Origin of the sequence: Burkholderia anthina (assembly GCF_001547525.1) — a bacterium.
GTDB lineage: Bacteria > Pseudomonadota > Gammaproteobacteria > Burkholderiales > Burkholderiaceae > Burkholderia > Burkholderia semiarida.
In genome coordinates this window covers 456,625-481,303 of sequence record NZ_CM003769.1, presented here as the reverse complement: position 1 = coordinate 481,303, position 24,679 = coordinate 456,625, and the positions used below count along the sequence as shown (strand labels likewise).

The window sequence follows — 24,679 nt, the reverse complement described above, 5'->3', positions numbered from 1 at the left end:
AGATGAATCTTAGGTCAATCGATTTGACAAATAAATCGCTGTAGAGATAATGACTGTCGCTCTGGAGTGGACAATATGGAACTCAACGACCTGAGGATCTTCGTCGCGACGGTGGACGCAGGCAGCTTCACGGCGGCGGCCGATCAGCTGATGCTGTCCAAGCAGTTCGTCAGCCGACGCACGATTGCGCTGGAGGCGTCGCTCGGCGTGCGACTGCTGCATCGCAATACCCGCAATCTCGCGGTGACCGAATCGGGGCAGGAGTTCTATGTGCGCGCGCAGCGCATCCTCGCGGAGATCGCCGACGCCGAGCAGGCGATGTCGGTACGCAGCACCGAGCTGCACGGCTCGCTGAAGATCAGCGCGCCGCTGTCGTTCGGGATCACGCACGTGTCGCCGCTGATCGCCGAATTCCTGGCCGCGCATCCGGCCGTGCGGCTGAACCTCGACCTGACCGACCGGCGCGTCGACCTGATCGGCGAGGGCTTCGACCTCGTGCTGCGGATCGGCTCGCTCGAGGATTCGACGCTCATTGCCCGTCCGCTCGGCGCGTGGCGGATGATCGCGTGCGCGAGCCCCGCGTACCTGAAGCGGCACGGCATGCCGCAGACGCCGGCCGATCTGGCCGGCCACACATGCGTGCTGTACGGGCGCGAGCGGCGGGTCGGCTGGGAATTCCGCGTCGACGGCGCGGCGCGCACGTTCGATGTGCAGGGTCCGCTTGTCGCGAACAATGGCGAAGTGGTGCGCGACGCGGCGATCGCCGGGCTCGGCATCGCGCTGCTGCCCCACTTCATCGTCGGCGCGGCACTCGACAGCGGGGCGCTCGTGCCGGTGCTCGACGCGTACGCGCCGTCGCCGATCACGCTCAATGCGGTGTTTCCGCAGCATCGGGAAGGGTTCGTCACGCTGCGCACGTTCATCGGGTTTCTTGCGGAACGGCTTGGGACGCCGGCGCCGACGGGAGCGAGCGGAGCGGGCCGGGTACGGTAGCCGGCCGCCTTGCGGTGAATAGGGCGATTAATCTCCGCATGAGTTGCGGAGATTATTGAGTCGTGCGACGAATGAGTGGATAATCTCCGCATGATGAGCGGAGATTACACCTTTATCTGGGAATCGGCCGACTGGCCGGCATGGCGCTTCGACCTTGCGGCCCTCGCCGCGCCGCTCGCCGACGTCAGCCGTGCGCAAGGCATGCTGGTCGGCCGACTGACGGATGTCGGCCTGACGTTGCGCGACGAGGCGAGCCTGGCCGCGCTGACGGAGGACGTCGTCAAGACCAGCGCGATCGAGGGCGAGAACCTGAATGTCGCATCGGTGCGGTCGTCGATTGCGCGCCGGCTCGGTGTCGACATCGGCGCGCTCGCGCCGGTCGATCGCCACGTCGAAGGCGTCGTCGACATGGTGCTGGATGCGACGACTCATTCGGCCGCACCGGTCACCGAAGCGCGGCTGTTCGGGTGGCATGCCGCGCTGTTTCCGACCGGCTATTCGGGGCTGTCGCGGATCACGGTCGGCGGCTGGCGCTCGGATGCGAGCGGGCCGATGCAGGTGGTCTCCGGGCCGATCGGTCGGCAGCGCGTGCATTTCGAGGCGCCGCCGGCCGCACGCCTGCCGCACGAGATCGGGCGCTTTCTCGCGTGGCTCAATGCGCCGCCGGCCGAGCCGTTGCTGATCCGGGCCGGCCTGGCCCACCTGTGGTTCGTCACGCTCCACCCGTTCGACGACGGCAACGGTCGTATCGCGCGCGCGCTCGGGGATCTGGTTCTGGCGCGCACCGATCGAAGCCCGCAACGTTTCTACAGCCTGTCCGCGCAAATCCAGCGCGAGCGCAACGCGTATTACGACGTGCTGGAGCGCACGCAGCGCGGCTCGCTCGACGTCACGGAGTGGCTCGCGTGGTTTCTGAACACGCTTGGCCGGGCCATCGATCATGCGCACACGACGCTCGATGCGGTGCTGATCAAGGCGCGCTTCTGGCAGCGATGCGCGGGCGTCGCGATGAACGAACGCCAGGTCAAGGTCATGAATCGCCTGCTCGACGGCTTCGAAGGCAAGCTGACGACCACCAAGTGGGCCGCCCTCGCGAAATGCTCGCAAGATACGGCGTTGCGCGATATCACGGAGCTCGTCGAGCAGCACATGCTGCGTCGCTCGGCGTCCGGCGGCCGGAGCACGAGTTACGAACTGGTGCCGTTCGACGGCTGACGTTGCCGGGCGGCATCGCGACGACGAACGCGGCGATCGTGATGCGCCGCGGCACCGATCTGTGGATCGGGCTGCTGGTGTTCGACGCGAAGAAAAACGTCCGGATGCGTTACTACTCGAACGTGCCGGCGTGGAAGAAAACCGTGCCGAAGACGATCAACGCGTGGCACGACAATCTCGACAAGACGCTGCCGATCGACGTGATGCAGTAAGCCGGCGCTGCCCGCTATTTCTTGCTTCGGCGCGCCGCACGCGCCGGCGCCGCCGCGGATTCTCGTATGCGCAGCTCGGGCTGGACGGCATGGCCGGGCCCCGTCGCGCCGTTCTCGAGCGCGTCGAGCAATGCACGCGCGGCCTGGCGCCCGATCGCGTCGGTATCCACCCACATCGTCGTCAGCGGCGGCTGGATCTCGCGCGCGAGCGCGACGTCGTCGAATCCGGTGATCGACAACTGCCCGGGCACGTCGATGCCGAGCGCCTGCGCCTCGAGCAACGCGCCGAGCGCGAGCGCGTCGTTGCCGCAGATCACGGCGGTCGGCCGCGTCGCCGCGTCGCTGCCGGCAATCGCGCGCAGGCTCGCCCGCCCGAACGCGATCGTTGCCGCGCCTTCGTGCTGATGCACGGGGCGCACCGCGAGCCCGTGCGCGGCCAGCGTGTCGTGAATGCCGCGCAGGCGGGCCTGCACGCGGTCGTTGTCCGTCGACGGCTGCATGATGATCGCGAAATCGCGATGGCCGAGGTCGAGCAGATGCGTGGTGAGCCGCGCGAATGCCGCGCGGTTGTCGAAGCCGATGCAGCAGTGCGGGCTGTCGTCGCGGTACGCGTACGTGACGACGTACGGCACGCGATGCATCGCAAGGAGTTCGAACAGTTCCGGCGGATATGCTTCGCCAACCAGCGACACGGCTTCCACGCCGCGCGACAGCATCGCGCGCACCTGCTCGAGCGCCTGCGCGGGGTCGTAGTTCGAGCAGCCGAGGAACAGCGTGATGCCGTGCTCGGCCATGACCGTCTGCATGCCGGCAACCTGCGACGCGAACACCTGGTCGTCGAGGGTCGGGATGATCGCGCCCGTGATGTGGGTGCGCGTGGACGCCAGCGCGCGGCCGGCGGCGTTCGGGATCCAGTTGAGTGCGAGCGCCGCGTCGCGCACGCGCTGTTGCACGTCGGCCGACACCTTGCCCGGATCGTTGTACACGCGCGAGACGGTCGCGGTCGACACGCCGGCCAGTTTCGCGACGTCGCCGAGCACCGAGCGGCCGCTGCCGCGGCGTGCGCGGGGCGTGCTCATCGGCCGTCTCCGGGCAGGGCGGCCGTGCCGCTGCCGTGTGCCGTCAAAATCGTCATTGTTTACCCTCGATTCGTGATGCTCCCGCTTGCATTCCCGACCAACCCTGTGAGAATGTAAGCGCTATCGTACTGCTGCTTCCCTATTATGTCAGACACTTGTTCGATCCGTATGGCGAAATTTTCCGAGACGATGACCATCCCGGTCATTTTGTCGACCGCAAATGTAAGCGGTTACATCCAGCAATGAACGGCCTACGGACACCACGTATCGCCGTCGTCGGCAGCGTCAACGTCGATCTCGTCACGCGGGCGCCGCGCCTGCCGGTGCCGGGCGAGACGCTGCTCGGCACCACGTTCGAGACCGTTCACGGCGGCAAGGGCGCGAACCAGGCGGTCGCGGCCGCGCGCTTGGGCGGATCGGTCGCGATGATCGGCTGCGTCGGCGACGACGCGTTCGGTGCGCGCCTGCACGGGGCGCTGGCGGCGGAGCGCATCGACGTGACGCACTTGCACCGGATCGCCGGCACGGCGACCGGCGTGGCGACGATCACCGTCGACGACGGCGGCGCGAACAGCATCGTCGTCGTGCCCGGCGCGAATGCGTGCGTCGATGCCGACCGGATCGACGCGGCGTGCGACGCGATCGCCGCCGCCGCGTTGCTCGTGTGCCAGCTCGAAGTGCCGGTCGCCAGCGTGGCGCGCGCGATTGCGTGCGCAAGCGCGCGCCACACGCCGGTGCTGCTCAATCCGGCGCCCGCGCAGCCGCTCTTCGATGCGTTGCTCGCGCGGGTCGACTATCTCGTCGTCAACGAAACCGAGGCCGAGTCGCTGACCGGCATCGCGGTCGGCGACGACGCGTCGGCCGCGCGCGCCGCCGATGCGCTGCGCGCGAAGGGCGTCGGCAACGTGCTGGTCACGCTCGGCGCGCGCGGTGTCTGCTGGCGCGGCAGCGCAGGGAGCGGCCGCCATCGTGCGCTCGCGGTGGCGGCCGTCGACACGACCGCGGCCGGCGACACGTTCGTCGGCGGGTTCGCGGTCGCGCGGGCCGGCGGCGCATCGATGGACGACGCGATCGGCTTCGCCCAGCGTGCGGCCGCGATCAGCGTCACGCGCCGCGGCGCACAGACATCGATTCCGACGCGCGACGAAGTCGACCGTATGGAGACCTGAATTCCGCATCCGACGGAATGGCCGAACCCGGCCGCTGACAGTGACATGGAGACAATCGACATGAACGACAATCAAGCTGTTCCGCACGCGCCGCCACGGATTCGGCGCGGTCAACGCATCGCGCTCGCGCTGTTGATGGCGAGCGGGATCGTCAACTATCTCGATCGCGGCACGCTGGCCGTCGCGAGTTCCGCGATCCGCGGCGATCTCGGCCTGTCGCTCGCGCAGATGGGGCTGCTGCTGTCGGCCTTCTCGTGGAGCTATGCGCTGTGCCAGTTCCCGGTCGGCGGGGTGGTCGACCGCATCGGCCCGCGCCGGCTGCTCGGCATCGGGCTGATCGTCTGGTCGTTCGCGCAGGCGGCGGGCGGCATCGTATCCACCTTCGGCTGGTTCATCGTCGCGCGCATCGTGCTCGGCATCGGCGAGGCGCCGCAATTCCCGTCGGCCGCGCGCGTGGTGAGCAACTGGTTTCCGCTGCGCGCGCGCGGCACGCCGACGGGCATTTTCAATGCCGCGTCGCCGCTCGGTACCGCGCTCGCGCCGTTGCTGCTGTCGGTGCTCGTTGCGTCGTTCCACTGGCGCTGGGCGTTCATCGTGACCGGCGCGCTCGGTCTCGTCGTCGCCGTCGTGTGGTTCGCGCTGTATCGCGATCCGGTGCGCGCGCAACTGTCCGCCGCCGAACGCGCTTATCTCGATGCCGATGCGCAGAGCGCGGTCGCCGCGCCGAAACTGACCTTCGCCGAATGGCGCAGCCTGTTCTCGCACGGCACGACGTGGGGGATGCTGATCGGCTTCTTCGGCTCCGTATACCTGAACTGGGTCTACCTGACCTGGCTGCCGGGCTACCTGACGATGGAGCGGCACATGAGCCTGATCCGCACGGGGTTTGCCGCGTCGGTGCCGTTCCTGTGCGGGTTCGTCGGTTCGCTGGTCGCCGGCTGGCTGTCGGATCTCGTCACCCGCCGCAGCCGGTCGCCGGTCGTGAGCCGGCGCAATGCGGTGGTGGCCGCGATGCTCGGGATGGTCGTGTTCACGATTCCGGCCGCGCTCGTGCAGAGCAATACGGTTGCGCTCGCATGCATTTCGGTCGTGATCTTTCTCGCCAACGCGGCGTCGGCGTGCTCGTGGGCGCTCGCGACGGCAGCCGCGCCGCCGAGCCGCATCGCGTCGCTCGGCGCGATCCAGAATTTCGGCGGCTTCATCGGCGGCGCGCTGGCCCCGATCCTGACCGGCGTCATCGCGCAGAAGTGGTCGTTCGTGCCCGCGCTGCTCACCGCGGCGGCGATCGCGTTCGCCGGCGCGATGGCGTACCTGCTGCTCGTGCGCAAGCCGATTCCCGAACAGGCCGCGAACGCCGCGCCCGGACCGTTGCCGGCTTGAGCTTGCAGCCGGCATCCGCATTCATTGAAGCAAGGAGAAACAGATGCACTACCCGCAGCAATCGAACGTGACGATCGAGGGGATCGTGCCGGTGATGCTGACGCCGTTCGACGACGCCGGCGCGATCGACTACGCCGGGCTCGAGCGGCTCATCGAATGGTATCTGGCGCACGGCTCGGATGCGTTGTTCGCGGTCGCGCAATCGAGCGAGATGCAGTTCCTGAGCCTGGCCGAACGCGCGGCGCTCGCGCGTTTCGTGGTCGATCGCGTGGCCGGGCGCGTGCCGGTCGTCGCGTCGGGCCACATCAGCGACGACCTCGACGCGCAGGTCGCCGAACTGTGCGCGGCGGCCGAATCGGGCGCGCAGGGCGTCGTGCTCGTGACCAACCGGCTCGATCCGCAACGCAAGGGCAGCGCCGCGTTGCTCGACCATCTGCGCCGGCTGCTCGCGCGGCTGCCGTCGGATCTTCCGCTCGGCCTGTACGAATGTCCGGCGCCGTATCGGCGGCTTCTGTCGGATGACGAGTTGCGCGCGTGCATCGATACGGGCCGATTCGTGATGCTCAAGGACGTGAGCTGCGATCTCGCGACGGTGAAGCGGCGCGTCGCGCTGGCCGCGGGGTCGCCGCTGAAGATCCTGAACGCGAACGCCGCGATCGCGTGGGACGCGATGAAGGCCGGGTCGGCCGGTTTCAACGGCGTGTTCACGAACTTCCATCCCGATCTCTACCAGTGGCTGCGCACGCAAGGCGAATCGAATCCGGCGCTGGCCGACGAACTCTCGACGTTCCTGGTCGTCTCGGCGGTATCGGAGGCGCTGGGCTATCCGGCGCTCGCGAAGCTCTATCACCAGCGGATCGGCACGTTCGGGTCGATCAAATGCCGTACGATCGACTACGACGTGCGCGAACGCTTCTGGGCGCTCGACGCGGTACTCGACAAGATCGTGGCCGGCACCGAACATTTCCGCCGGCGGATCGCGGCGTCATAACGGAGGACGCGCGCCGCCAGCAGCGCGGCGCGTGATCGCATCGCATGCCGTGCCGTGCATGCGGCACATCCGCTGCGTGCCCGAACGACCCGTCTTGCGCGAGGCGTCGCAGTCGCGGCGCCATCATCGCGATTTCCTTCCCGTCGCTGGCGGCAATGCCTGCCGCTTCGCGATGCGGCTGCCATTCGCAGTCATTCACGACGTCACGAACTGCCGGGTCAGTTGCGCGGCATAGTCGGACAGATTCGACTGCTGCTGCGCGACACGCTTCAGATCGGCGGTCAGTGCGGTCGTCCGCACGTCGATCATCCCGTTCTCCGGATTGAACAGGCCAAGCAGCAAGCGAACGTATCGCTCGGCGAGAGGTGTTCTCCTTGCCGGTATCAGTTGGCAAGACTGGTCTGGAGCGAATCGTCCGCCATCCGCACTGGCCGGCCGTCACCGGATGGGCCGCTCTCCCGCGATTGTCCACTATTTCGAGACAGCAAATCGTGTTTCGACGGATTGATGAATTTTCGTGGGACAGTAGACTGCACCCGTGCTTCGCCAGAACCGATCCGGCGCGCGCCGTCAGTCGCGGCGTCACCGGATGGATTCTTCGGCGGCGGGCCACCTGGCTTGCCGCGCGACTGCGCGAAGAGTGGTCCGTTGCCGGCATCGCGCGCCGATTCGACGCGCAGCGGCAGCGGATGCATCAAACCGTCAATTCAAGGGTGATTGCCATGCGTTACGTTTCACTGGAGTCGAAGAAGGACGAGCTGCTGCTGGCGGCTCGCGTGCTGATGATGATCCTGTTCGTGCTGTTCGGCTGGCAGAAGCTGAACGGCTTTTCGGGCACGGTCGCGTACATGGCGTCGACGGGGAATCCGGCGCCCGAACTCGCGGCCGCGATCGCGGTGGCGGTCGAACTGGTGGGCGGCGTGCTGATCGCGATCGGCTTCTATACGCGTCCGCTCGCGCTGGCATTCGCCGCCTATACGCTCGCGACCGCGCTGATCGGCCATCGCTACTGGGCGCTGCAGGGGATGGAGCAGTACATGGCGATGATCAACTTCTACAAGAACGTGAGCATCATCGGCGGGTTGCTGTTGCTCGCGTTGAGCGGGCCGGGCCGGTATTCGGTCGACCGGAAGTAAGGCAGGACGAAGTTTCCGTTCGGTATCACAAGCCCGGTACGTGCAAGCGTGCCGGGCTTCGTTTTTGCGGGCGACGCAGGGGCGGCGCGCGTGCCGACGACGGAACCGGAGTCGTGCCCAGGCACCGCGGGCAGCGCATGCGCTCGCGGCCGGAATCCGCATCGCGGATCACGCATTGCACGAAGCCGTTGGCCGGCGGGAAATGGATGAAGAAAGAGGCGAAGAAGTTGGGCGAAGAAGCGGGGCGAAGACCGGGGCGAAGACCGGGGCGAAGAAGCGGGCGATCATGTTCCGACCGGATGCGAGCCGTTCATACTATCCAATAGGCCCGATAATCCATTCGTTTCCGTGATCGAGCGCCACCCATGCCAAACCAGATTTCACCGATCGACCGTCCCACCGTCCTCGTCATCGGCGCGTCCGGCCTGCTCGGCCGCGCGGTTGCCGCGTCCTTGTTCCGCGAACCGTCGCTGACGCTGCTCGCAACCATCCGGCACCCGCAAGGCGCCGGCGCAAAACTGCTCGCATTGCCGCCGGAAAACATCGCCGAACTTGACGTCCTCGACGAGCCGGCTCTCGAGCGCCTGTTCGAAACGTGCCGGCCCGCTGCCGTCGTCATTTGCGCCGCCGAACGCCGCCCCGACGTCTGCGAACGCGACCCGGCCGCGGCCCGCGCCATCAACGTCGCGGCGCCGGCCCGCATCGGCGCGCTCGCCGCGCGATTCGGCGCATGGACGCTCGGCATCTCGACCGACTACGTGTTCGACGGCAACGCAGCCCCGTACGGCGAGGACGCCACTCCGAACCCGCTGAACATCTACGGTCGCACCAAACTGGAAGGCGAGGCCGCGCTCCTCGCCGCCTCGCCGCTGTCGTGCGTGCTGCGCCTGCCGTTGCTCTTCGGCCCGATCGCCGACTGGAGCGAATCGGCCGTCACGAGCCTCGTGCCGGCCGTCGTCGCGTCCGCGCGACCGGGCGCGGACGCGGTCGGCATGGACGCATGGGCGATCCGTTATCCGACCTGGACGCCCGACGTCGCGCAGGTCGTCCGCGACCTGACGCTGCGCCATCTCGCGGGGAAGTCCGTCACGGGCATCCGCCATTGGTCGAGCGAGGAGCCGATGACGAAGTACGACATCGCGCGGCGAATCGCGGCCGCGCTCGGCATCGACGCGTCGCTCGCGCCGATCACGCAGCCGACCGACGCAACGCCGCGCCCGTACGACTGCCATCTCGATGCGGCGCGCGTGCGCGCGCTCGGAATCGATTACGCGACGCCGTTCGATACGGCGTTGCGGACCGTGCTGCGCGACGCGCCTCAGGCGCGGTAGGATCGGCGTCCTTCGCGGCTCGCGGTACCCCCGCCCGCCTCTCAACCCGCCAATCCGCCGCGAAGCGTACAGCCGCGCTTCCCGGCGCGTCAGTCGGGCGACTTGCCGCCCGATATTCATCGCACGAACGCAGCACCCGCGCCGCTGGCGATGGCGGATTGCCCGACCCCGATGCAGATGCCGTATTGCGCGTCGCCAACGCATCCGGCAACGCGCAGGCACGTGCGAGCCCGAATCCTCAGACGTGCTTCACGTCTGAGCGCACTCGCGATCGAATTCAGGATTTGTCTAGTCATCCTTGAGATTCGCTCGCTCGAATTGCACCAAACATGTGCCGGAATTCCCCGCGACGATGCACGCCAGAGCCCTGAAATTAGGGGATTTCCCGCGTTTCACGCGTTTTTATTGATCACCGCTTGTCTCGCTGTTTTTCTTCTTGCATGCTTGTATAGACAAATTCCTGAGGCGGCTCGCTGCACCGAAGGGATGGCGAACTTCAACGCAAGGAGAATCTCGTGAACGGCAAGCGCATCAAGTGGGCAATCAGGACGATTGGCGTCATCGCGGCTGCGGCGGCCACGCTCGCGGCACCGGTGCAGGCGAAGGAATGGAAGACGGTGACGGTCGCGCTCGAAGGCGGCTACGCACCGTGGAACCTCACGCTGCCGGGCGGCAAGCTGGGCGGTTTCGAACCGGAACTGCTCGCCAACGTGTGCGAGCGGATCAAGGTGCAGTGCAACATGGTCGCGCAGGACTGGGACGGGATGATTCCCGGCCTGCAGGCCGGCAAGTTCGATGTCCTGATGGATGCGATTTCCATCACGCCGGAGCGCGAAAAGATCCTGCTGTTCTCGCGTCCGTACGCGGCGACGCCGGCGACGTTCGCCGTCACCGATACGAAGATCCTGCCGAAGGCCGCGCCCGGCGCGCCGATCGTCAAGCTGACGGGCGACGCCAACGCGGACAAGCCTACCGTCGACACGCTGCGCAAGCAGTTGAAGGGCAAGACGATCGGTATCCAGTCGGGCACCGTCTACACGAAATTCATCAACGACAGCTTCAAGGACATTGCGTCGATTCGCGTGTACAAGACGTCGCCCGAACGCGATCTCGATCTGGTCGCCGGGCGCATCGACGCCTCGTTCGACGACGTCACGTACTACGCGGCGAACAACGCGAAGAAGGACAACGCATCGATCGTGCTCGCGGGGCCGAAGCTCGGCGGGCCGATCTGGGGGCCGGGCGAAGGGCTCGCGTTCCGCAAGCAGGATGCCGACCTGAAGACGAAGTTCGATACGGCGATCGGCGCGGCGCTCGCGGACGGCACCGTGAAGAAGCTCGCCGACAAGTGGTTCAAGACCGACGTCACCCCGTAAGCGCGTGTTCGGCCGCCGTCGCGTAAGTTCGTCGAACGGCGCGCGGCGGCACGCATCCAGCGGATTCACTCAACACATGCCGGGAGGCACGCATGGCGATTCTTGAAATGCTCGGCTTCGGCACCGAAGGCTGGGGCGGTGTGCTGCTGCTCGCCGCACTGATGACGGTCGCGCTGACGCTCGCCGCGCTGGCGGTCGGCGCCGTGATCGGCGCGGCGATCGCGGCGGCGAAGCTGTCGCGCTACCGCACCGCCCGCCTGCTCGGCGATCTGTATACGACGGTATTTCGCGGCGTGCCCGAATTGCTCGTCATCTATCTGTTCTACTTCGGCGGCTCGACGCTCGTGACGGCCGTCGGCCAGTGGTTCGGCGCGGAAGGCTTCATCGGCGTGCCGCCGTTCGTGATCGGCGCGCTCGCGGTCGGGATGATTTCGGGCGCCTATCAGGCCGAGGTCTATCGCGCGGCGGTGCTCGCGGTGTCGAAAGGCGAGCTCGAAGCGGCGCGCTCGATCGGCATGCCGCGCAGCATGGTGCTGCGGCGCATCCTGGTTCCGCAGGTGCTGCGCTTCGCGCTGCCCGGTATCGGCAACGTCTGGCAACTGAGCCTGAAGGATTCCGCACTGATCTCGGTCACCGGGCTTGCCGAGTTGCTCCGCACGAGCCAGATCGCCGCCAATTCGACTCACCAGTACTTCGTGTTCTTCGTCGCGGGCGGTGCGCTGTATCTGCTGATGACGGGCTTGTCGAACCGCGTGTTCAACCGGGCCGAGGCGATCGTCGGCCGGTCGTTCCGCCGCAATTTCGCGCGCAACTGACGGAGAACGGGCATGTCCATCGATTTCGCTTTTCTCGTCGACACGCTGCGCCAGTTGCTGGCGGCCGTGCCGACCACGCTCGGCCTGTTCTTCGCATCGCTCGTGCTCGGCGGCCTGCTGTCGCTCGTGATCGTCACGATGCGCGTGTCGCCGCGCTGGCTGCCGAACCGCTTCGCGCGGGCCTATATCCTCGTGTTTCGCGGCTCGCCGCTGCTGATCCAGATGTTCCTCGTGTATTACGGGCTCGGCCAGTTCGGCGTGATTCGCGAGAGCTTCATGTGGCCGCTGCTGCGCGAGCCGTACGTCTGCGCGGTGCTGTCGCTCGCGCTGTGCACGGCAGGCTACACGGCCGAAATCCTGCGCGGCGGGTTGATGGCCGTACCGGTCGGGCAGATCGAGGCCGGCTATTCGATCGGCCTGTCGGGTTTCGCGCTGCTGCGGCGCGTGATCGGCCCGATCGCGCTGCGCCAGTGTCTGCCCGCGTATTCGACCGAAGCCGTGCTGCTCGTCAAGTCGACCGCGCTGGCGAGCCTCGTCACCGTGTGGGAAGTGACGGGCGTCGCGCAGCAGATCATTCAGCAGACCTACCGGACGACCGAGGTGTTCGTCTGCGCGGCCGTGATCTATCTGGGCCTGAACTTCATCGTCGTGCGCCTGCTCGGCGCGCTCGAATGGCGGCTCTCGGGGCACCTGCGTGCGCCGAAGCCGTCCGGTGCGCCAGCCGCGGCGACCCGCAATGCCCGGCGCGTCGCTTCCTGAGCGCGCCCATTCTTTCCAGGAGAATCCGATGAACACCGCCGCCCCCGTCGCGCTGTCGGTCAGAAACATCCACAAGTCGTTCGGCGATCACCATGTGCTGAAGGGCATTTCGCTCGACGCGCACGAGGGTGACGTCATCTCGATCCTCGGCGCGAGCGGGTCGGGCAAGAGCACGTTCCTGCGTTGCCTGAACCTGCTCGAGACACCCGACGACGGCTCCGTCGCGCTCGCGGGCGAGGAGCTGGCGATGAAGCGTGCGCGCGACGGCAAGCTGCATCCGAGCGACCGGCGCCAGGTCGACCGGATCCGCTCGCAGCTCGGGATGGTGTTTCAGAACTTCAACCTGTGGTCGCACATGACGGTGCTCGACAACCTCGTCGAGGGGCCGCTGCGCGTGCAGAAGCGCAGTCGCGCGGAAGCGGTGGAGGAGGCCGAGGCGCTGCTCGCGCGCGTCGGCCTCGCGGACAAGCGCGGCTACTATCCCGCGCATCTGTCCGGCGGCCAGCAGCAGCGTGTCGCGATTGCCCGCGCGCTGGCGATGCATCCGAAGGTGATGCTGTTCGACGAACCGACGTCGGCGCTCGACCCGGAACTGGTCGGCGAGGTGCTGCGCGTGATGCGCTCGCTGGCGGAGGAGGGGCGCACGATGCTGGTCGTCACGCATGAAATGGGCTTTGCGCGCCACGTGTCGAATCGCGTGATGTTCCTGCATCAGGGCGAGGTCGACGCGGACGGGACGCCCGACGAAGTCTTCGGCGGCCAGACCTCCGAGCGCTTCCGGCAATTCGTGTCGAGCCACCACGACCGCACGACGAACTGAGGCTGCCATGACCGTATTCCGTGCGGCGCAGCCGCTCGACTGGCGACAGGTCGCGGCCGTGGCGGCCGGCGAGCCGCTGGCGTTGGCCGACGAGACGCGCGCGCGTGTCGCGGCCGCCCGCGAACTCGTCGACGAGATCGTCGCGCGCGGGATTCGCGCGTATGGCGTCAATACCGGCGTCGGCGCGCTGTGCGACGTGATCGTGTCGCCGGCGCAGCAGAGCATGCTGTCGCACAACATCCTGATGAGTCACGCGGTGGGCGTCGGCATGCCGCTCGGCGCGGCCGAAACGCGCGCGATCATCGCGGCCGCGATCAACAACTATGCGCACGGGCATTCGGGCGTGCGTGCCGACGTCGTCGACCAGCTCGTCGCGCTGCTCGAGCACGATTGCCTGCCCGAAGTGCCGGCGCACGGCTCGGTCGGGTATCTGACCCACATGGCGCATGTCGCGCTCGTCTGCGTCGGGCACGGCCATGCGCGCCATCGCGGCGAACGCCTGCGCGGCGCCGAGGCGCTGCGGCGCATCGGCCGCGAACCGCTCGTGCTCGGCGCGAAGGAAGGGCTGAGCCTCGTCAACGGCACGCCGTGCGTGACGGGGCTGGCGGCGCTCGCGCTGGCTCGCGCCGAACGGTTGCTCGACTGGGCCGACTGGATCGCGGCGACGAGTTTCGAGAACCTCGGCGGGCAACTCGCCGCCTTCGATCCGGCTTCGCTCGCGCTGCGGATTTCGCCCGGTATCGGCCAGGTCGGCGCCCGCCTGCGTGCGCTGCTGGCGGACAGCGGCATGCTTGCCGCGGCGAGCGGCCGGCATACGCAGGATCCGCTCAGCCTGCGCACGATTCCGCACGTGCATGGCGCGGCGCGCGACGTGTTCGACGTCACGGCAGAGGTGGTCGATCGCGAACTCGCGTCCGTCACCGACAATCCGATCGTGGCCGGCACGCGCGAGGCGCCGGCCGTACATTCGCAGGCGCATGCGGTCGGCGCGGGCATCGCGCTCGCGATGGACAGCCTCGCGGCGGCGATGGCGCAGGTCGCGGCGATCGCCGAGCGGCGCCTCGACCGGCTCGTGAATCCGCTCGTCAGCGGGCTGCCGGCGTTTCTTGCCGCGCCGGGCGGCAGTTGTTCGGGGTTCATGATCGCGCAGTACACGGCGGTCGCGCTGGTCGCGCAGAACCAGCGGCTTGCCGCGCCGGCGAGCCTCGACGGCGGCATCACGTCGGGGCTGCAGGAAGATCACCTGTGTCATGCGACGCCGGCCGCGCTGAAGGCGCTCGACATCATCGAGAATACGACGCGCGTGCTCGCGATCGAACTGCTTGCGGCCGCGCAGGCGTACGATCTGCAGCCGGGCGAAACGGCGCGGGCCGCATCGACCGACGCGCTGTGGCGGCATGTGCGCGAACGCGTGCCGGCGTATCGCGACGACCGCCCGCTCGCGGACGATATCGCGATCGCGGCCGGCATCGTCGCGGGTGTGCCGCCTTCGTTGCAGTGACGACGGCCAACGACGGGCCGATCACCCCACATTCATTCGGGCGAGGGCGCATGAGCGAAACGGAACGCAGACTTTCCGCACGGCAGGCGTCGGCATCGGCCGACACCGTGCCGGCGCGGGCATTGCCGGCCTATCAGCAGATCAAGCGCTACGTCGTGGAGCGGATCGCGAAGGGCGACTGGAAGCCCGGCGGCGCGATCCCGACCGAGGCCGAACTGGTCAAGGAATTCGGCGTGGCGCGGATGACGGTGTCGCGCGCGCTGCGCGAACTGACGGCCGAGCGGGTGCTGACGCGCATCCAGGGGGCCGGCACGTTCGTCGAGCGTCGGCATTACGAGTCGACGGTGCTGGAAATCCGCAACATCGCGGACGAAATTGCCGAGCGCGGCCATCGGCACAGTGCGCGCGTGCTGCTGATCGAGCGCAGCGTCGATCCGGACGCGATCGAGGCGCTCGGGCTGCGCGCCGGGCCCGTGTTTCATTCGCGTATCGTGCATTACGAGGAGGACGAACCGATCCAGTTCGAGGATCGCTACGTCAATCCGGCCTTGTTTCCCGCGTATCTGGAGCAGGACTTCACGCTCGAGACGCCGAATCACTACATGGTGCGACTGGCGCCGATCCAGCGCGCGGAGTTCCGGATCTACGCGGAGAAGCCCAATGCGCAGGTGCGGCGGCATCTCGTGATGGAAATCGGTGAACCGTGTCTGCTGCTGCGACGCCGCACGTGGGTCGGCGAGCAGGTCGCCACGTCCGTGAGGCTGTGGCATCCGGCGTCGCGGTTTCATCTGGCGGGCAACATGTAGGGAAGCGGGGGCGACCGCGTCGCGACGTCACCGCGCATCGTGCGTCGTCCGGCTCGATTTGACACCTGGCGTCGCCGCCCATTAAAGTCGCGACGCGGGGCGGCGGGTCAAGCACACGCCCGGAACAGGCAGCCGATGTTCCAGGACTACGGGGCTACCCCGTGGATCGGATCGAGACGCCGATGCGCCGCAAGGGGATCCGTTGCGCGTCGCGCAACATGACCCCTCGCAGCACCAGTCACGTTGACTCGTCGTCCCGCCCCTCTGCGTCCATGCACTCATCCCTGCGCGACACCACCCGCACGATTGCCGAGGCGATGCTCGCCGGTTCGCCCGAGCGCGACGGCGTCGTCGCGCGGATGGCCGCCGTGCTCGGCGAAGCGCCGCCGTGGGTGCACGAATGCGCGGGCCTCGCGCTCGTCCGCTTCGGCGCGGAGTGGGCCGATACCGACACCGACGCGCTGGCGGCGGTGCTGGCCGAGGCGCCCGCGTTCGTGCGTGCCTGGTATGGCGACCGTCGGCCAGCGGTGATCCGCATCGTGCGGCGGCCGCTGGTGCAGCGGCCGCTGCCGGCGCCGCTCGCCGGCTGCGACGTGCCGCACTGGCCGACGCCCGGCGATCTCGCCGGCTGGCTCGGCGTGAGCGTGCCGGAGCTCGACTGGCTGTCCGATCACTGGCGCGTCGACGCGCGCGGCAGCGCCACGCCGCTGCATCACTACACGTACGTCGCGGTCGACAAGCGCAGCGGCGGGTGCCGGCTCGTCGAAATCCCGAAGGGGCGGCTGCGCGAAGCGCAGCGCCGCATCCTGCACGAGCTGCTCGATCGCGTTGCGCCGCACGGCGCGGTACACGGATTTCGCAAGGGGCACGGGATCGTGTCGTTCGCGGCGCCGCATGCGGATCGCGATGTCGTCGTGCGCTTCGATCTCGCGGATTTCTTCGTATCGGTGCGCGCGGCGCGCGTTCACGCGCTGTTCGTGACGCTCGGGTATCCGGCCGAAGTCGCGCGGACGCTCACCGGGCTGTGCACCAATCGCGTGCCCTCGGTGCGGCTGCTCGCGCCGGACCTGCGCGACCGGTTCGACTGGATCGGCCGCCAGCGCTATCGCGAACGGCATCTGCCGCAGGGTGCGCCGACGTCGCCGGCGCTCGCCAACCTCTGCGCGTTCCGGCTCGACATGCGGCTCGCCGCGCTCGCGCGTTCGCTCGATGCGACCTATACGCGCTATGCGGACGATCTCGCGTTTTCCGGCGGCGGCGCGCTCGCGCGCGACATCGAGCGGCTGCAGATCCGGGTCGCCGCGATCGCACTCGAGGAAGGCTTCGCGCTGCAACTGCGCAAGACCCGCGTGATGCGGCGCGGCACGCGGCAGCAACTGGCCGGCGTGGTGGTCAACCGTCATCCGAACCTGGCGCGCGACGCGTTCGATTGCCTGAAGGCCATCCTGACCAATTGCATCCGGCACGGCCCGGCGTCGCAGAATCGCGACGCGCATCCGGATTTCCGTGCGCATCTGGCCGGGCGCGTCGCGCACGCGAGCGCGCTGAACGCGGCGCGCGGCGCGAAGCTGCGCGCGCTGTTCGACCGGATCGCATGGGAGGCCGGCGGCGAAGACTGCTGAACCGCCGGCTCGCATCGACCCCGGCCGGCGACTTCTGCAACACGATGCCGCGCACTGCTATCATTCGCGCCATGCCGCGCCCGTGACAGGTGCGGCGAATCACTTGCGGCCGCCGTCCACTCGCGGCGCGCCGCCCGTTGCCGGCCGGTGCTGCCTGTCAGTGACGCACGACGTCGTTTCGTGCTCATCGCGCAAATCATGCCGGCTCAGGTGGACGATTCACCTATTTGACAGCCCCGATCGGCGGAACTTCGTGGTAGGTTCGGCCATCGGAGCTTTTTGCAAAAACATGCCCAAAGAGGATGAATACATGACCCAGGCCCTGCAGGAACTCGAAGCACAACTTCGGGACCTGAACATCAAGCTGTCGGAGGCGAAGCAGAAGGAGAAGCAAGCCGCGCTCGCGGCCTTCAAGGAACAGGTCGAGCTGCTGGGGATTTCGCAGCAGGAAGTGCTGAGCGCGCTCGGCTACATCGTCCAGCGCAAGCGCAAGGCGCCCGCGAAGTACTACGATCCGACGACCGGCCGCTCATGGTCGGGGCGCGGCCCGCGGCCGAAATGGCTCGAAGGCAAGGATCTCGAAACGCTTGCCGTCGACCGCGGAGCCAAAACCTGGTGGCCGGGGGACGATCAGGGCTGAAGCCCGCCGCGCCGCCGGGCCATCCTGCGTCGTCCGGTTCGCGCAGGCGGGCCGGACGGCGATATTCCGCCCGCCTGCCGTCTTTCATCCGGTGTCCGGCCTGATCGCGCATCGCCGGCCTCGCCGCCGCACCGGATCGACGTTTTCCCTTTCCCTTTTCTTTCCCCGTTCGTTGCCGCCGTGGTCCGTCGTTTCCCGCCAGCCGTCCGGCCAGCGCGGGCCGCGCGCATCCGCCCGCGTCGTCCGCGGGCACAGGCCTTAGAATGTCGCCGGACATTCGTGGCAGGACACCATGGCGGCAAACATCAAATCTTCGACGCTCGGCGGGCCGTCGGCCCCGGGCGTGGAGCAGGTCGGCGCATACGCGTGGAAGGCGCTGGCCGGATCGGCGATCGGCTATGCGATGGACGGCTTCGATCTGCTGATCCTCGGCTTCATGCTGCCGGCGATCACGGCGGCGCTGCACCTGACGCCCGGGCAGGGCGGCGCGCTGGTCACATGGACGCTGGTCGGCGCGGTCGCGGGCGGCATCGTGTTCGGCGCGCTGAGCGATCGCTACGGGCGCGTGCGCGTGCTGACCTGGACGATCCTGCTGTTCGCGATCTTCACCGGCCTGTGCGCAATCGCGCGCGGCTTCCAGGATCTGCTCGTCTATCGCACCATCGCGGGCATCGGCCTCGGCGGCGAGTTCGGGATCGGCATGGCGCTCGCGGCCGAAGCGTGGCCTGCAGCCAAGCGCGCCCGCGTGTCGTGCTACGTCGCGCTCGGCTGGCAGGCCGGCGTGTTGCTGGCCGCGCTCCTGACGCCGTTGCTGCTGCTCCACATCGGCTGGCGCGGCATGTTCGCGGTCGGCGTGCTGCCCGCGCTGCTCGCTTGGGTGATGCGCAACAAGCTGCACGAGCCGCAAGCGTTCGCGCAGCGCGCGACGCAGCCGAAGTCCAACGCGTTCCGCATGCTCGTCGCCGACGGCCGCACCGCGCGCACGAGCGTCGGCATTGCGATCCTGTGTTCGGTCCAGAATTTCGGCTACTACGGAATCATGATCTGGCTGCCGACCTTCCTGTCGAAGCAGATGGGTTTCTCGCTGACGAAATCGGGCGTGTGGACGGCGGCGACCGTCGTCGGGATGATGATCGGCGTCTGGGTGTTCGGCCAACTGGCCGACCGCATCGGTCGCAAGCCGACGTTCCTGCTGTACCAGCTCGGCTCGGTCGTGACGGTCATCGCGTATGCGCAGCTGTCGGACCCGACGGCGATGCTGTGGGCCGGCGCGCTGATGGGGATGTTCGTCAACGGGATGGTCGGCGGCTACGGGACGCTGATGTCGGAAGGCTATCCGACGGCCGCACGCGCGACCGCGCAGAACGTGCTGTGGAACATCGGCCGGGCGGTCGGCGGCTTCGGCCCCGTCGCGGTCGGCGCGCTCGCCGCGCACTACTCGTTCCAGACGGCCATCGCGCTGCTCGCCGGCCTCTACGTGCTCGACATGGTCGCGACGGTGTTCCTGATTCCCGAGCTCAAGGGCGTCGAGCTCGAATGAGCGCGGGACGCGCGCATGCCGCCACGATTTCACCGGAAACCACGATGCAACGGAACAACAGGACGATCGGCGTGATGGGCTCGGGCAAGGAGCCGTGGCTCGCGTTTTCGGAACCGCTCGGCGCGTGGCTCGCTCAGGCCGGGTTCAACCTGCTGACGGGCGGCGGGCAGGGCGTGATGCTGGCGGTCGCGCGCGCGTTCGCCGGCGTGCCCGGTCGGGCCGGCCGATCGATCGGCATCCTGCCGACACGGGCCGATCCGGTCGCGGGCTTCGTGCCGCTCGACGGCTATCCGCATCCGTTCGTCGACATTCCGATCCTCACGCCGCTGCCGCGGCGCGAACCGGGCGCCGCGCCGGGCGCGATCAATCGCAACTACGTCAACGTGCTGAGCAGCGACCTGATCGTCGCGCTGCCGGGCGGGCACGGGACGGCCGAGGAGATCGCGCTCGCGCAGCGCTGGCGCAAGCCGCTCGTCTGCTTCGGGCCGGATGGCGCGTTTCGGTCGCTTGCCGCGGACGCCGTGTGCACGTCGTCGCTCGACGACGTGATCCGGTTCATCGACGATGCGTTCGCGGCGGAGCACGCGCTGCGATAGGGCGATCGATCCATTCGGCGACCGTCGGCGGCTACGTACGTCGGCTCGAACCGCCGCAGCCACGGTTCAGCTCCGTCGCCCTCCGTTCGACGCGCTGTCTTTACCGCGCCGACAGCCGGTTCCGGTTGGCGAATCCCGGCCGGCATCGGCTTACAGCAGCGTCACGTTGCTCGATGCCGCGCCGGACAGATACGCCGATGGACCGCGCGCGTTCGCCGTGTCGTGTCCAGTTCTGTAGCAGGCGTCATGAAGCCCGCCGCGACCGACGACGGTCCATTGAACCTCAGCCGCCCGCCGGCCCCGGCCGGCTGAAGCGCTGCTCGACCACCTCCGTCCCCCACTGCGTGCCCGCGGATTCGCTCGTCAGCGCGAAGCCGAACGACTCGTACAGATGGCGCGCGGCATCGAGCCCCTTGAACGTCCACAGGTACGTCTCGCGAAACCGGTGCGCGTCGACGAATTGCATTGCGAGCGTCATCAACCGGCGCCCGACGCCCGAGCCGCGCAACGCGTCGTTGACGATGAACCAGCGCAGGTGCGCGACGCCCGTCGCCGGGTCGCCGTCGATCGCGAGCGACGCGAGCGTGCGCCCGTCTTCCTGGCACAGCCACAGCGCCTTGCCGTCGGCAGGCAGCGCGCCCGCGAAGGCGGCCAGCTCGGTCGCCACGCGCTGTTCGAAGAAGGCGCCGAAACCCCAGTGTTCCGCGTAGAAGCGCGCATGCAGGCTCGCGATGTCGCCGATGCAGCCCGGCTGATAGCCGTCGCGAATCGACGGCGCCTCGGCGGGTGCAACGGGCGCCCTGGCCGCATTGTCCTGGGCGAGCGCATCGGCATACAGCGTGAGCGAACGCAGCAGCGCCTGCTGGTCGGCCGGCATCATCCGCCGCAGCGCGTTCGACACTTGATCGGTCGCGAACGTGTCGATTCGTTTGCGGAGTTTCTTGCCTTCGGCGGTCAGGTACAGCTCGATCGCGCGCGCGTCCTCGCTCGACACGCGCCGCTCCACGAGCCCGGCCGCTTCGAGCCGCGCGAGTTGCCGGCTCGTGTTCGACTTGTCGAGCCGGAGGATCGCGCCGAGATCCTTCGCGTTGATGCCGGGCGTCATCCCGATCTCGAGGATAGCGTGCACGGCCGACGGCGCCCAGTCGCTGTCGGCCAGCGTCGCACGCATGAAGCCGAGCTCGCGCACCAGCTTGCGCGAGAAGTCGCGCAGCTCGAGGATGGTCGCGTCGCGCGGCTTGGCCGGCACGTCGATGAGGTCCATGGTTTGTTCGTCGAAAGTTGCGGATCGCAATCAACAATAGTTGCGGGTCGCAACTTATGCAAGGCGGATTTTTCACGCGGATCGGTTGTTTCGCAGGCGCCGCCGCCGTGCGACCCGGCGGTCAGGCGGATCGACGCGCGAGGACCAGCGCGGCACGGCGGGGTACCGAAGCCGATGGCCCGGCGTGCGGAAGTGGCCGCATACTGGCGGAGCGGGCCGACTTGCGAGCCGGAGCGTCGACCGACCCCCCGATCGACGACCGCGAACCACGGAGATCACGATGAACAAGCTGTTGCCGATGACGATCGCGTTGCTTGCCGGCAGTGGCATCGGCGCGGCGCCGCTTCATGCCGCCGGCGCGATGGACGCGCCGCCGTGCAGCGCCGCGCATGCGGCGGATCGGGGCGGCGGAAACGCCGCGATGGCGGACGCGTCGGTCCGCAGCTTTTCGACGGCCGGTTGTTCGGGCGCGGTATTGCAGGGCGACAGCGCCGCCGCGACGGTCAACGGCGACCGGATCGAGTTGCGCGACGGCGTCGTCTACGTCAACGGCCGATCCTATGGCGCGGTCGCGCTCGCGCAGACGGTCGAGTACGAGGTCGCGCGCGACCGGCGCACGTTGAAGGTCGACGGGAAAATCCGCACGCCGCCGCGCTGACGCGTGCCGCCCCGGTACGCCGCCGCGCCGCGGGCATGGGGTTCCCGATCAGCGTGCGGCGCGAACCGTTTCGCGCGACGGGCATTGCCGGCCGGTGTTCGTGCCGATTTCGTCCGCGCTGCTCGAATGCGACAGCCGCGGCGTGACCGGCTCGGACTTCGGGCCGTTCCGCTACGAGCGGCTCGCGCGGCCGGTGTATCCGCTCGACGACATCGTCGAGTGGCCGTCGGGCACGCGACGCACGGATTGACGGAACGGAACCGGGAACGAGACGCCGGGCGCGCGTGCTTTCGGGCATCATCCGATAGCGCCGGCCCGTCGGGCAGCAGGGTCGGGCAATTCATTGCGTCCGCAACCGATCCGGAGAACCGACCGCCATGCATTCGAATCCTTTCCGCCCGCGCGGCGCGCGCCTGCTCGCCGCGCTGACCCTCGCCACGGCGGCCGTCGCCGTGCACGCCGCCGACTGGATCGTGTCCGGCAACGACGGCAAGTACCAGCGTGTCGAGGGCCGCGACACCTTTCTGCCGTCCCCGCCCGCCGACACGCTGACGCTGCTCGACGCCAGCACGTTCCCGCCGAAGGTCGCGGCACAGATCGACGTCGAGAACGGCATCCAGGGGCCGCCGCAGGCCGTCGCGATCACGCCGGACGCGAAGCTCGCGCTCGTCGGCGCGCCGACGCGCTACGACACGGCCGCGAAGCAGTTCGTGTTCGACACGTTCCTGCAAGTCGTAAATCTCGACACCGCGCCGCCCGCGATCACGCGCGTCGAGCTCGGCACGCATCCGCAAGGGATCGCGATCGACCGCTCGGGCCGGCTCGCGCTCGTCGCCAACGTCGACGGCAGCGTGTCGATCCTGCGCATCGACGGCACGCAGGTGACGCTCGACGGCACCCTGAAAATCGGCAAGAAGCGGCTGGCCGGAATCAGCTTCACGCACGACGGCAAGCATGCGCTCGTGTCGCTGCGCGACGAGCAGGGCATCGCGGTGCTGAACGTCGACGACGGCAAGGTGACCGACAGCGGCACGCGGCTGAGCACGGGCGTCGCGCCTTACACGATCGACGTGTCGAGCGACAACCGCTGGGCCGTCGTCAGCAACGTCGGGCTCGCCGGGCTGCCCGGTTACACCGGCACGCTCGCGGGCGATGCCGATTCGGTCGCGCTGATCGACGTGTCGCGCGTGCCGTTTCGCACGGTGCAGTACCTGACGGTGCCGTCGCTGCCGGAAGGCGTCGCGATTTCGCCGAACGGGAGGTGGATCGCCGTGCAGGCGATGGACGGCTCGAACCTGACGGCCGACAACCCCGGCCGCCGCAAGCTCGGCAAGGTGCTGCTGTTCGAGATCCGCGACGGGCAGGCCGTGAAGGTGAGCGAGGTGCCGGGCGGCGAAGCCGCGCAGGGCATCGTGTTTACCGCCGACAGCCGGCACGTGATTGTGCAGTTCAACGTCGAACGGCAGCTTGCGCTGTATGCGGTCGAAGGCGGCAAGCTGCGCGATACGGGCAAGCGGATCGCGCTGACGGGCGGGCCGTCTTCGTTGAGGACGCTGCCGCGCTGAACGGGCTTTGTTCACGGCTCGTGGCGACGGAACCTGCGCGGGCCGTTCGGCCGTGAACGGCACGCGCTTCTTCAACGGATGAAGGAGCGGGCGAACCGGCGACGCGCACGCGAGGATGCGCGCGGAAAGAAGCGCCCGATGCGCTTGCACCGGACGGTACGGCCGTGCCGTTACGGACGCAGCAGATCGAACCCGCCGAATACCACGACACCGCTGAGCACGATCATCGCGACCGAGTGCTGGCCGAAGTAGAGAATCGCGGCGGCGAGCCACGTCGTGATGCAGAAGGCGCCGATGCGGGCCATCGTGTGTTCCTCGAATGCGTGATGAGGTGAATGCGTGCCGCACGGCGTTCGCCGCTCGGGCGGTGAGCGGGGCACGCATGCAGACGGGCGGAAAAGGCGACCCGGGAAGCCGCGAGGGCGTCGTCGGCAGACGTTGCGTGCCGCGCCTCGACAGGCCGGAGTCGAAGCCGGCGGCATCGCGCGATCGGCCCCGAACGAGGCGTCCGACGTGCGTCTCCAGCCGGCGAAGCGGCGATTTTACCAGCGCCGCCATGCCGCGAATCTGGCCCTTTCGCGATCAATTTCGGTCATCGTGCAGTAATCCACCCGACCCCCGATACTCAAGTTTCGTGTGACGAATGCCGTAAACGAACTGGAAGGCGATTTCCGCCATGTCACTTCGTCAACCGACACACGGACCGACACGATGCAGATCGATTCCTCCACGACCGCGCGATCCCCGCTCGCGGACAGCGCCATGACCGCGAACCCGGCCGCCGCGAGATCGCTGACCGGCGGCGCGACGGATGCCGCGAGTACGACGGGCGCAATGGGCGCAACGGGCGCGACAGGTGCCGCCGCAGCGACTGACACGTCGAGCACCGCCGCGACGAAGGATGCCACCGGCGCCGCCGGCGAAACGTCCGGCGCGGCGGGTGCATCGTCGGAAGACCCGGCGGTCGCCCAGTTGAAGGCGCTGATCGAGCGGCTGCAGAAGCAGCTCGCGACATTGGAGCGGCAGATGGCCGCCGCGGCGCAGCGGGCGAAGGACGACCCGTCCGCGGCCGTCGAACAGCAGTCGCTGAGCGCGGAAGCCAGCACGATCTCGGCCGCGCTCGCGACGGCGATCGCGCAACTTGCCGCGGCGCTCGCGAAATCCGGCGGCTCGCAGGCGGGCGGGCTGGTGTCGACGCAGGCCTGAGCGGC

At 68.4% G+C, this 24,679-nt stretch carries 25 protein-coding genes and 2 pseudogenes; 22 read left to right on the top strand and 5 right to left on the bottom strand.

The window, feature by feature from the left end; genetic code table 11:
• Window positions 1-75 precede the first annotated feature (75 nt).
• From WS64_RS18385 to WS64_RS18375, 3 genes and pseudogenes are all read left to right on the top strand, one after another.
• A complete protein-coding gene (locus tag WS64_RS18385; protein WP_060967231.1) occupies window positions 76-993 on the top strand; it encodes a LysR family transcriptional regulator in 918 nt (305 codons plus the stop codon).
• 90 nt (window positions 994-1,083) lie between these two features.
• Window positions 1,084-2,208: a Fic family protein gene (locus WS64_RS18380; protein WP_060967230.1), complete on the top strand. Its 1,125-nt coding sequence runs from the start codon at window positions 1,084-1,086 to the stop codon at window positions 2,206-2,208.
• A gap of 11 nt (window positions 2,209-2,219) precedes the next feature.
• Window positions 2,220-2,420, top strand: a pseudogene (locus WS64_RS18375) (lysozyme inhibitor LprI family protein); the annotation flags it as partial.
• Between the two features lie 14 nt (window positions 2,421-2,434).
• On the opposite strand, the gene WS64_RS18370 reads toward WS64_RS18375, so the two are convergent.
• On the bottom strand, window positions 2,435-3,499 hold the full coding sequence (locus tag WS64_RS18370) for a LacI family DNA-binding transcriptional regulator (RefSeq protein WP_060967228.1): 1,065 nt from the start codon (window positions 3,497-3,499) through the stop codon (window positions 2,435-2,437).
• A 242-nt stretch (window positions 3,500-3,741) separates the two neighbouring features.
• Here WS64_RS18370 and rbsK point away from each other — a divergent pair, with 242 nt between their 5' ends.
• From rbsK to WS64_RS18355, 3 genes are read left to right on the top strand one after another with little or no spacing between them, the layout of a single operon-like run.
• The gene (rbsK, locus tag WS64_RS18365) at window positions 3,742-4,668 is read left to right on the top strand and encodes a ribokinase (protein WP_060967227.1); all 927 of its coding nucleotides are present in this window, start codon (window positions 3,742-3,744) and stop codon (window positions 4,666-4,668) included.
• 60 nt (window positions 4,669-4,728) lie between these two features.
• Complete coding sequence (locus tag WS64_RS18360; RefSeq protein ID WP_060967226.1) at window positions 4,729-6,048, top strand: MFS transporter; 1,320 nt, start codon at window positions 4,729-4,731, stop codon at window positions 6,046-6,048.
• A gap of 43 nt (window positions 6,049-6,091) precedes the next feature.
• On the top strand, window positions 6,092-7,039 hold the full coding sequence (locus WS64_RS18355; protein WP_060967225.1) for a dihydrodipicolinate synthase family protein: 948 nt from the start codon (window positions 6,092-6,094) through the stop codon (window positions 7,037-7,039).
• A gap of 195 nt (window positions 7,040-7,234) precedes the next feature.
• On the opposite strand, the gene WS64_RS34385 is transcribed toward WS64_RS18355, so the two are convergent.
• A complete protein-coding gene (locus WS64_RS34385; protein ID WP_155720448.1) occupies window positions 7,235-7,381 on the bottom strand; it encodes a hypothetical protein in 147 nt (48 codons plus the stop codon).
• 41 nt (window positions 7,382-7,422) lie between these two features.
• Window positions 7,423-7,737, bottom strand: a complete 315-nt coding sequence (locus WS64_RS34380; RefSeq protein ID WP_155720447.1) for a hypothetical protein — start codon at window positions 7,735-7,737, stop codon at window positions 7,423-7,425.
• Window positions 7,738-7,761: 24 nt separating this feature from the next.
• Here WS64_RS34380 and WS64_RS18350 point away from each other — a divergent pair, with 24 nt between their 5' ends.
• The 12 genes from WS64_RS18350 to WS64_RS18295 all read left to right on the top strand — a co-directional run bounded on the left by WS64_RS18350 (window position 7,762) and on the right by WS64_RS18295 (window position 19,981).
• Window positions 7,762-8,175 carry a DoxX family protein gene (locus WS64_RS18350; protein ID WP_059241206.1) on the top strand — a complete coding sequence of 138 codons (414 nt, stop codon included), beginning with the start codon at window positions 7,762-7,764 and terminating at the stop codon, window positions 8,173-8,175.
• A 365-nt stretch (window positions 8,176-8,540) separates the two neighbouring features.
• Entirely contained in the window at window positions 8,541-9,506 is a 966-nt protein-coding gene (locus WS64_RS18345) for a dTDP-4-dehydrorhamnose reductase family protein (RefSeq protein WP_060967224.1), read from the top strand.
• A 515-nt stretch (window positions 9,507-10,021) separates the two neighbouring features.
• Window positions 10,022-10,882: a transporter substrate-binding domain-containing protein gene (locus WS64_RS18340; protein WP_059638965.1), complete on the top strand. Its 861-nt coding sequence runs from the start codon at window positions 10,022-10,024 to the stop codon at window positions 10,880-10,882.
• 92 nt (window positions 10,883-10,974) lie between these two features.
• A complete protein-coding gene (locus WS64_RS18335; RefSeq protein WP_059638966.1) occupies window positions 10,975-11,697 on the top strand; it encodes an ABC transporter permease in 723 nt (240 codons plus the stop codon).
• A 12-nt stretch (window positions 11,698-11,709) separates the two neighbouring features.
• On the top strand, window positions 11,710-12,456 hold the full coding sequence (locus tag WS64_RS18330; RefSeq protein ID WP_059579357.1) for an ABC transporter permease: 747 nt from the start codon (window positions 11,710-11,712) through the stop codon (window positions 12,454-12,456).
• Between the two features lie 28 nt (window positions 12,457-12,484).
• A complete protein-coding gene (locus tag WS64_RS18325; RefSeq protein ID WP_059579354.1) occupies window positions 12,485-13,276 on the top strand; it encodes an ABC transporter ATP-binding protein in 792 nt (263 codons plus the stop codon).
• Window positions 13,277-13,283: 7 nt separating this feature from the next.
• The gene (locus tag WS64_RS18320; protein WP_060967223.1) at window positions 13,284-14,777 is read left to right on the top strand and encodes an HAL/PAL/TAL family ammonia-lyase; all 1,494 of its coding nucleotides are present in this window, start codon (window positions 13,284-13,286) and stop codon (window positions 14,775-14,777) included.
• A 50-nt stretch (window positions 14,778-14,827) separates the two neighbouring features.
• A complete protein-coding gene (gene hutC, locus WS64_RS18315; protein WP_059638968.1) occupies window positions 14,828-15,583 on the top strand; it encodes a histidine utilization repressor in 756 nt (251 codons plus the stop codon).
• 272 nt (window positions 15,584-15,855) lie between these two features.
• The gene (locus tag WS64_RS18310; RefSeq protein ID WP_060967222.1) at window positions 15,856-17,205 is read left to right on the top strand and encodes a reverse transcriptase family protein; all 1,350 of its coding nucleotides are present in this window, start codon (window positions 15,856-15,858) and stop codon (window positions 17,203-17,205) included.
• 310 nt (window positions 17,206-17,515) lie between these two features.
• Window positions 17,516-17,845 carry an H-NS histone family protein gene (locus tag WS64_RS18305; RefSeq protein ID WP_059579344.1) on the top strand — a complete coding sequence of 110 codons (330 nt, stop codon included), beginning with the start codon at window positions 17,516-17,518 and terminating at the stop codon, window positions 17,843-17,845.
• A gap of 292 nt (window positions 17,846-18,137) precedes the next feature.
• Window positions 18,138-19,385: an MFS transporter gene (locus tag WS64_RS18300; protein ID WP_060967221.1), complete on the top strand. Its 1,248-nt coding sequence runs from the start codon at window positions 18,138-18,140 to the stop codon at window positions 19,383-19,385.
• A gap of 44 nt (window positions 19,386-19,429) precedes the next feature.
• Window positions 19,430-19,981, top strand: coding sequence for an SLOG cluster 4 domain-containing protein (locus WS64_RS18295; RefSeq protein WP_432206249.1), 552 nt, complete (start codon window positions 19,430-19,432; stop codon window positions 19,979-19,981).
• 283 nt (window positions 19,982-20,264) lie between these two features.
• On the opposite strand, the gene WS64_RS18290 is transcribed toward WS64_RS18295, so the two are convergent.
• On the bottom strand, window positions 20,265-21,245 hold the full coding sequence (locus tag WS64_RS18290) for a bifunctional helix-turn-helix transcriptional regulator/GNAT family N-acetyltransferase (RefSeq protein ID WP_060967219.1): 981 nt from the start codon (window positions 21,243-21,245) through the stop codon (window positions 20,265-20,267).
• A 280-nt stretch (window positions 21,246-21,525) separates the two neighbouring features.
• Between WS64_RS18290 and WS64_RS18285 the strand changes: the two genes are divergently transcribed.
• From WS64_RS18285 to WS64_RS18280, 3 genes and pseudogenes are all read left to right on the top strand, one after another.
• Complete coding sequence (locus WS64_RS18285; protein ID WP_060967218.1) at window positions 21,526-21,903, top strand: hypothetical protein; 378 nt, start codon at window positions 21,526-21,528, stop codon at window positions 21,901-21,903.
• An 82-nt stretch (window positions 21,904-21,985) separates the two neighbouring features.
• Window positions 21,986-22,153, top strand: a pseudogene (locus WS64_RS33100) (M81 family metallopeptidase); the annotation flags it as partial.
• A gap of 127 nt (window positions 22,154-22,280) precedes the next feature.
• Window positions 22,281-23,468 carry a beta-propeller fold lactonase family protein gene (locus WS64_RS18280; RefSeq protein WP_060967217.1) on the top strand — a complete coding sequence of 396 codons (1,188 nt, stop codon included), beginning with the start codon at window positions 22,281-22,283 and terminating at the stop codon, window positions 23,466-23,468.
• Window positions 23,469-23,638: 170 nt separating this feature from the next.
• Here WS64_RS18280 and WS64_RS35510 read toward each other — a convergent pair whose 3' ends face one another.
• A complete protein-coding gene (locus WS64_RS35510) occupies window positions 23,639-23,773 on the bottom strand; it encodes a hypothetical protein (RefSeq protein WP_006767081.1) in 135 nt (44 codons plus the stop codon).
• Window positions 23,774-24,179: 406 nt separating this feature from the next.
• Between WS64_RS35510 and WS64_RS18275 the strand changes: the two genes are divergently transcribed.
• On the top strand, window positions 24,180-24,674 hold the full coding sequence (locus WS64_RS18275; protein WP_060967491.1) for a hypothetical protein: 495 nt from the start codon (window positions 24,180-24,182) through the stop codon (window positions 24,672-24,674).
• The last annotated feature ends 5 nt before the right edge of the window (window positions 24,675-24,679 follow it).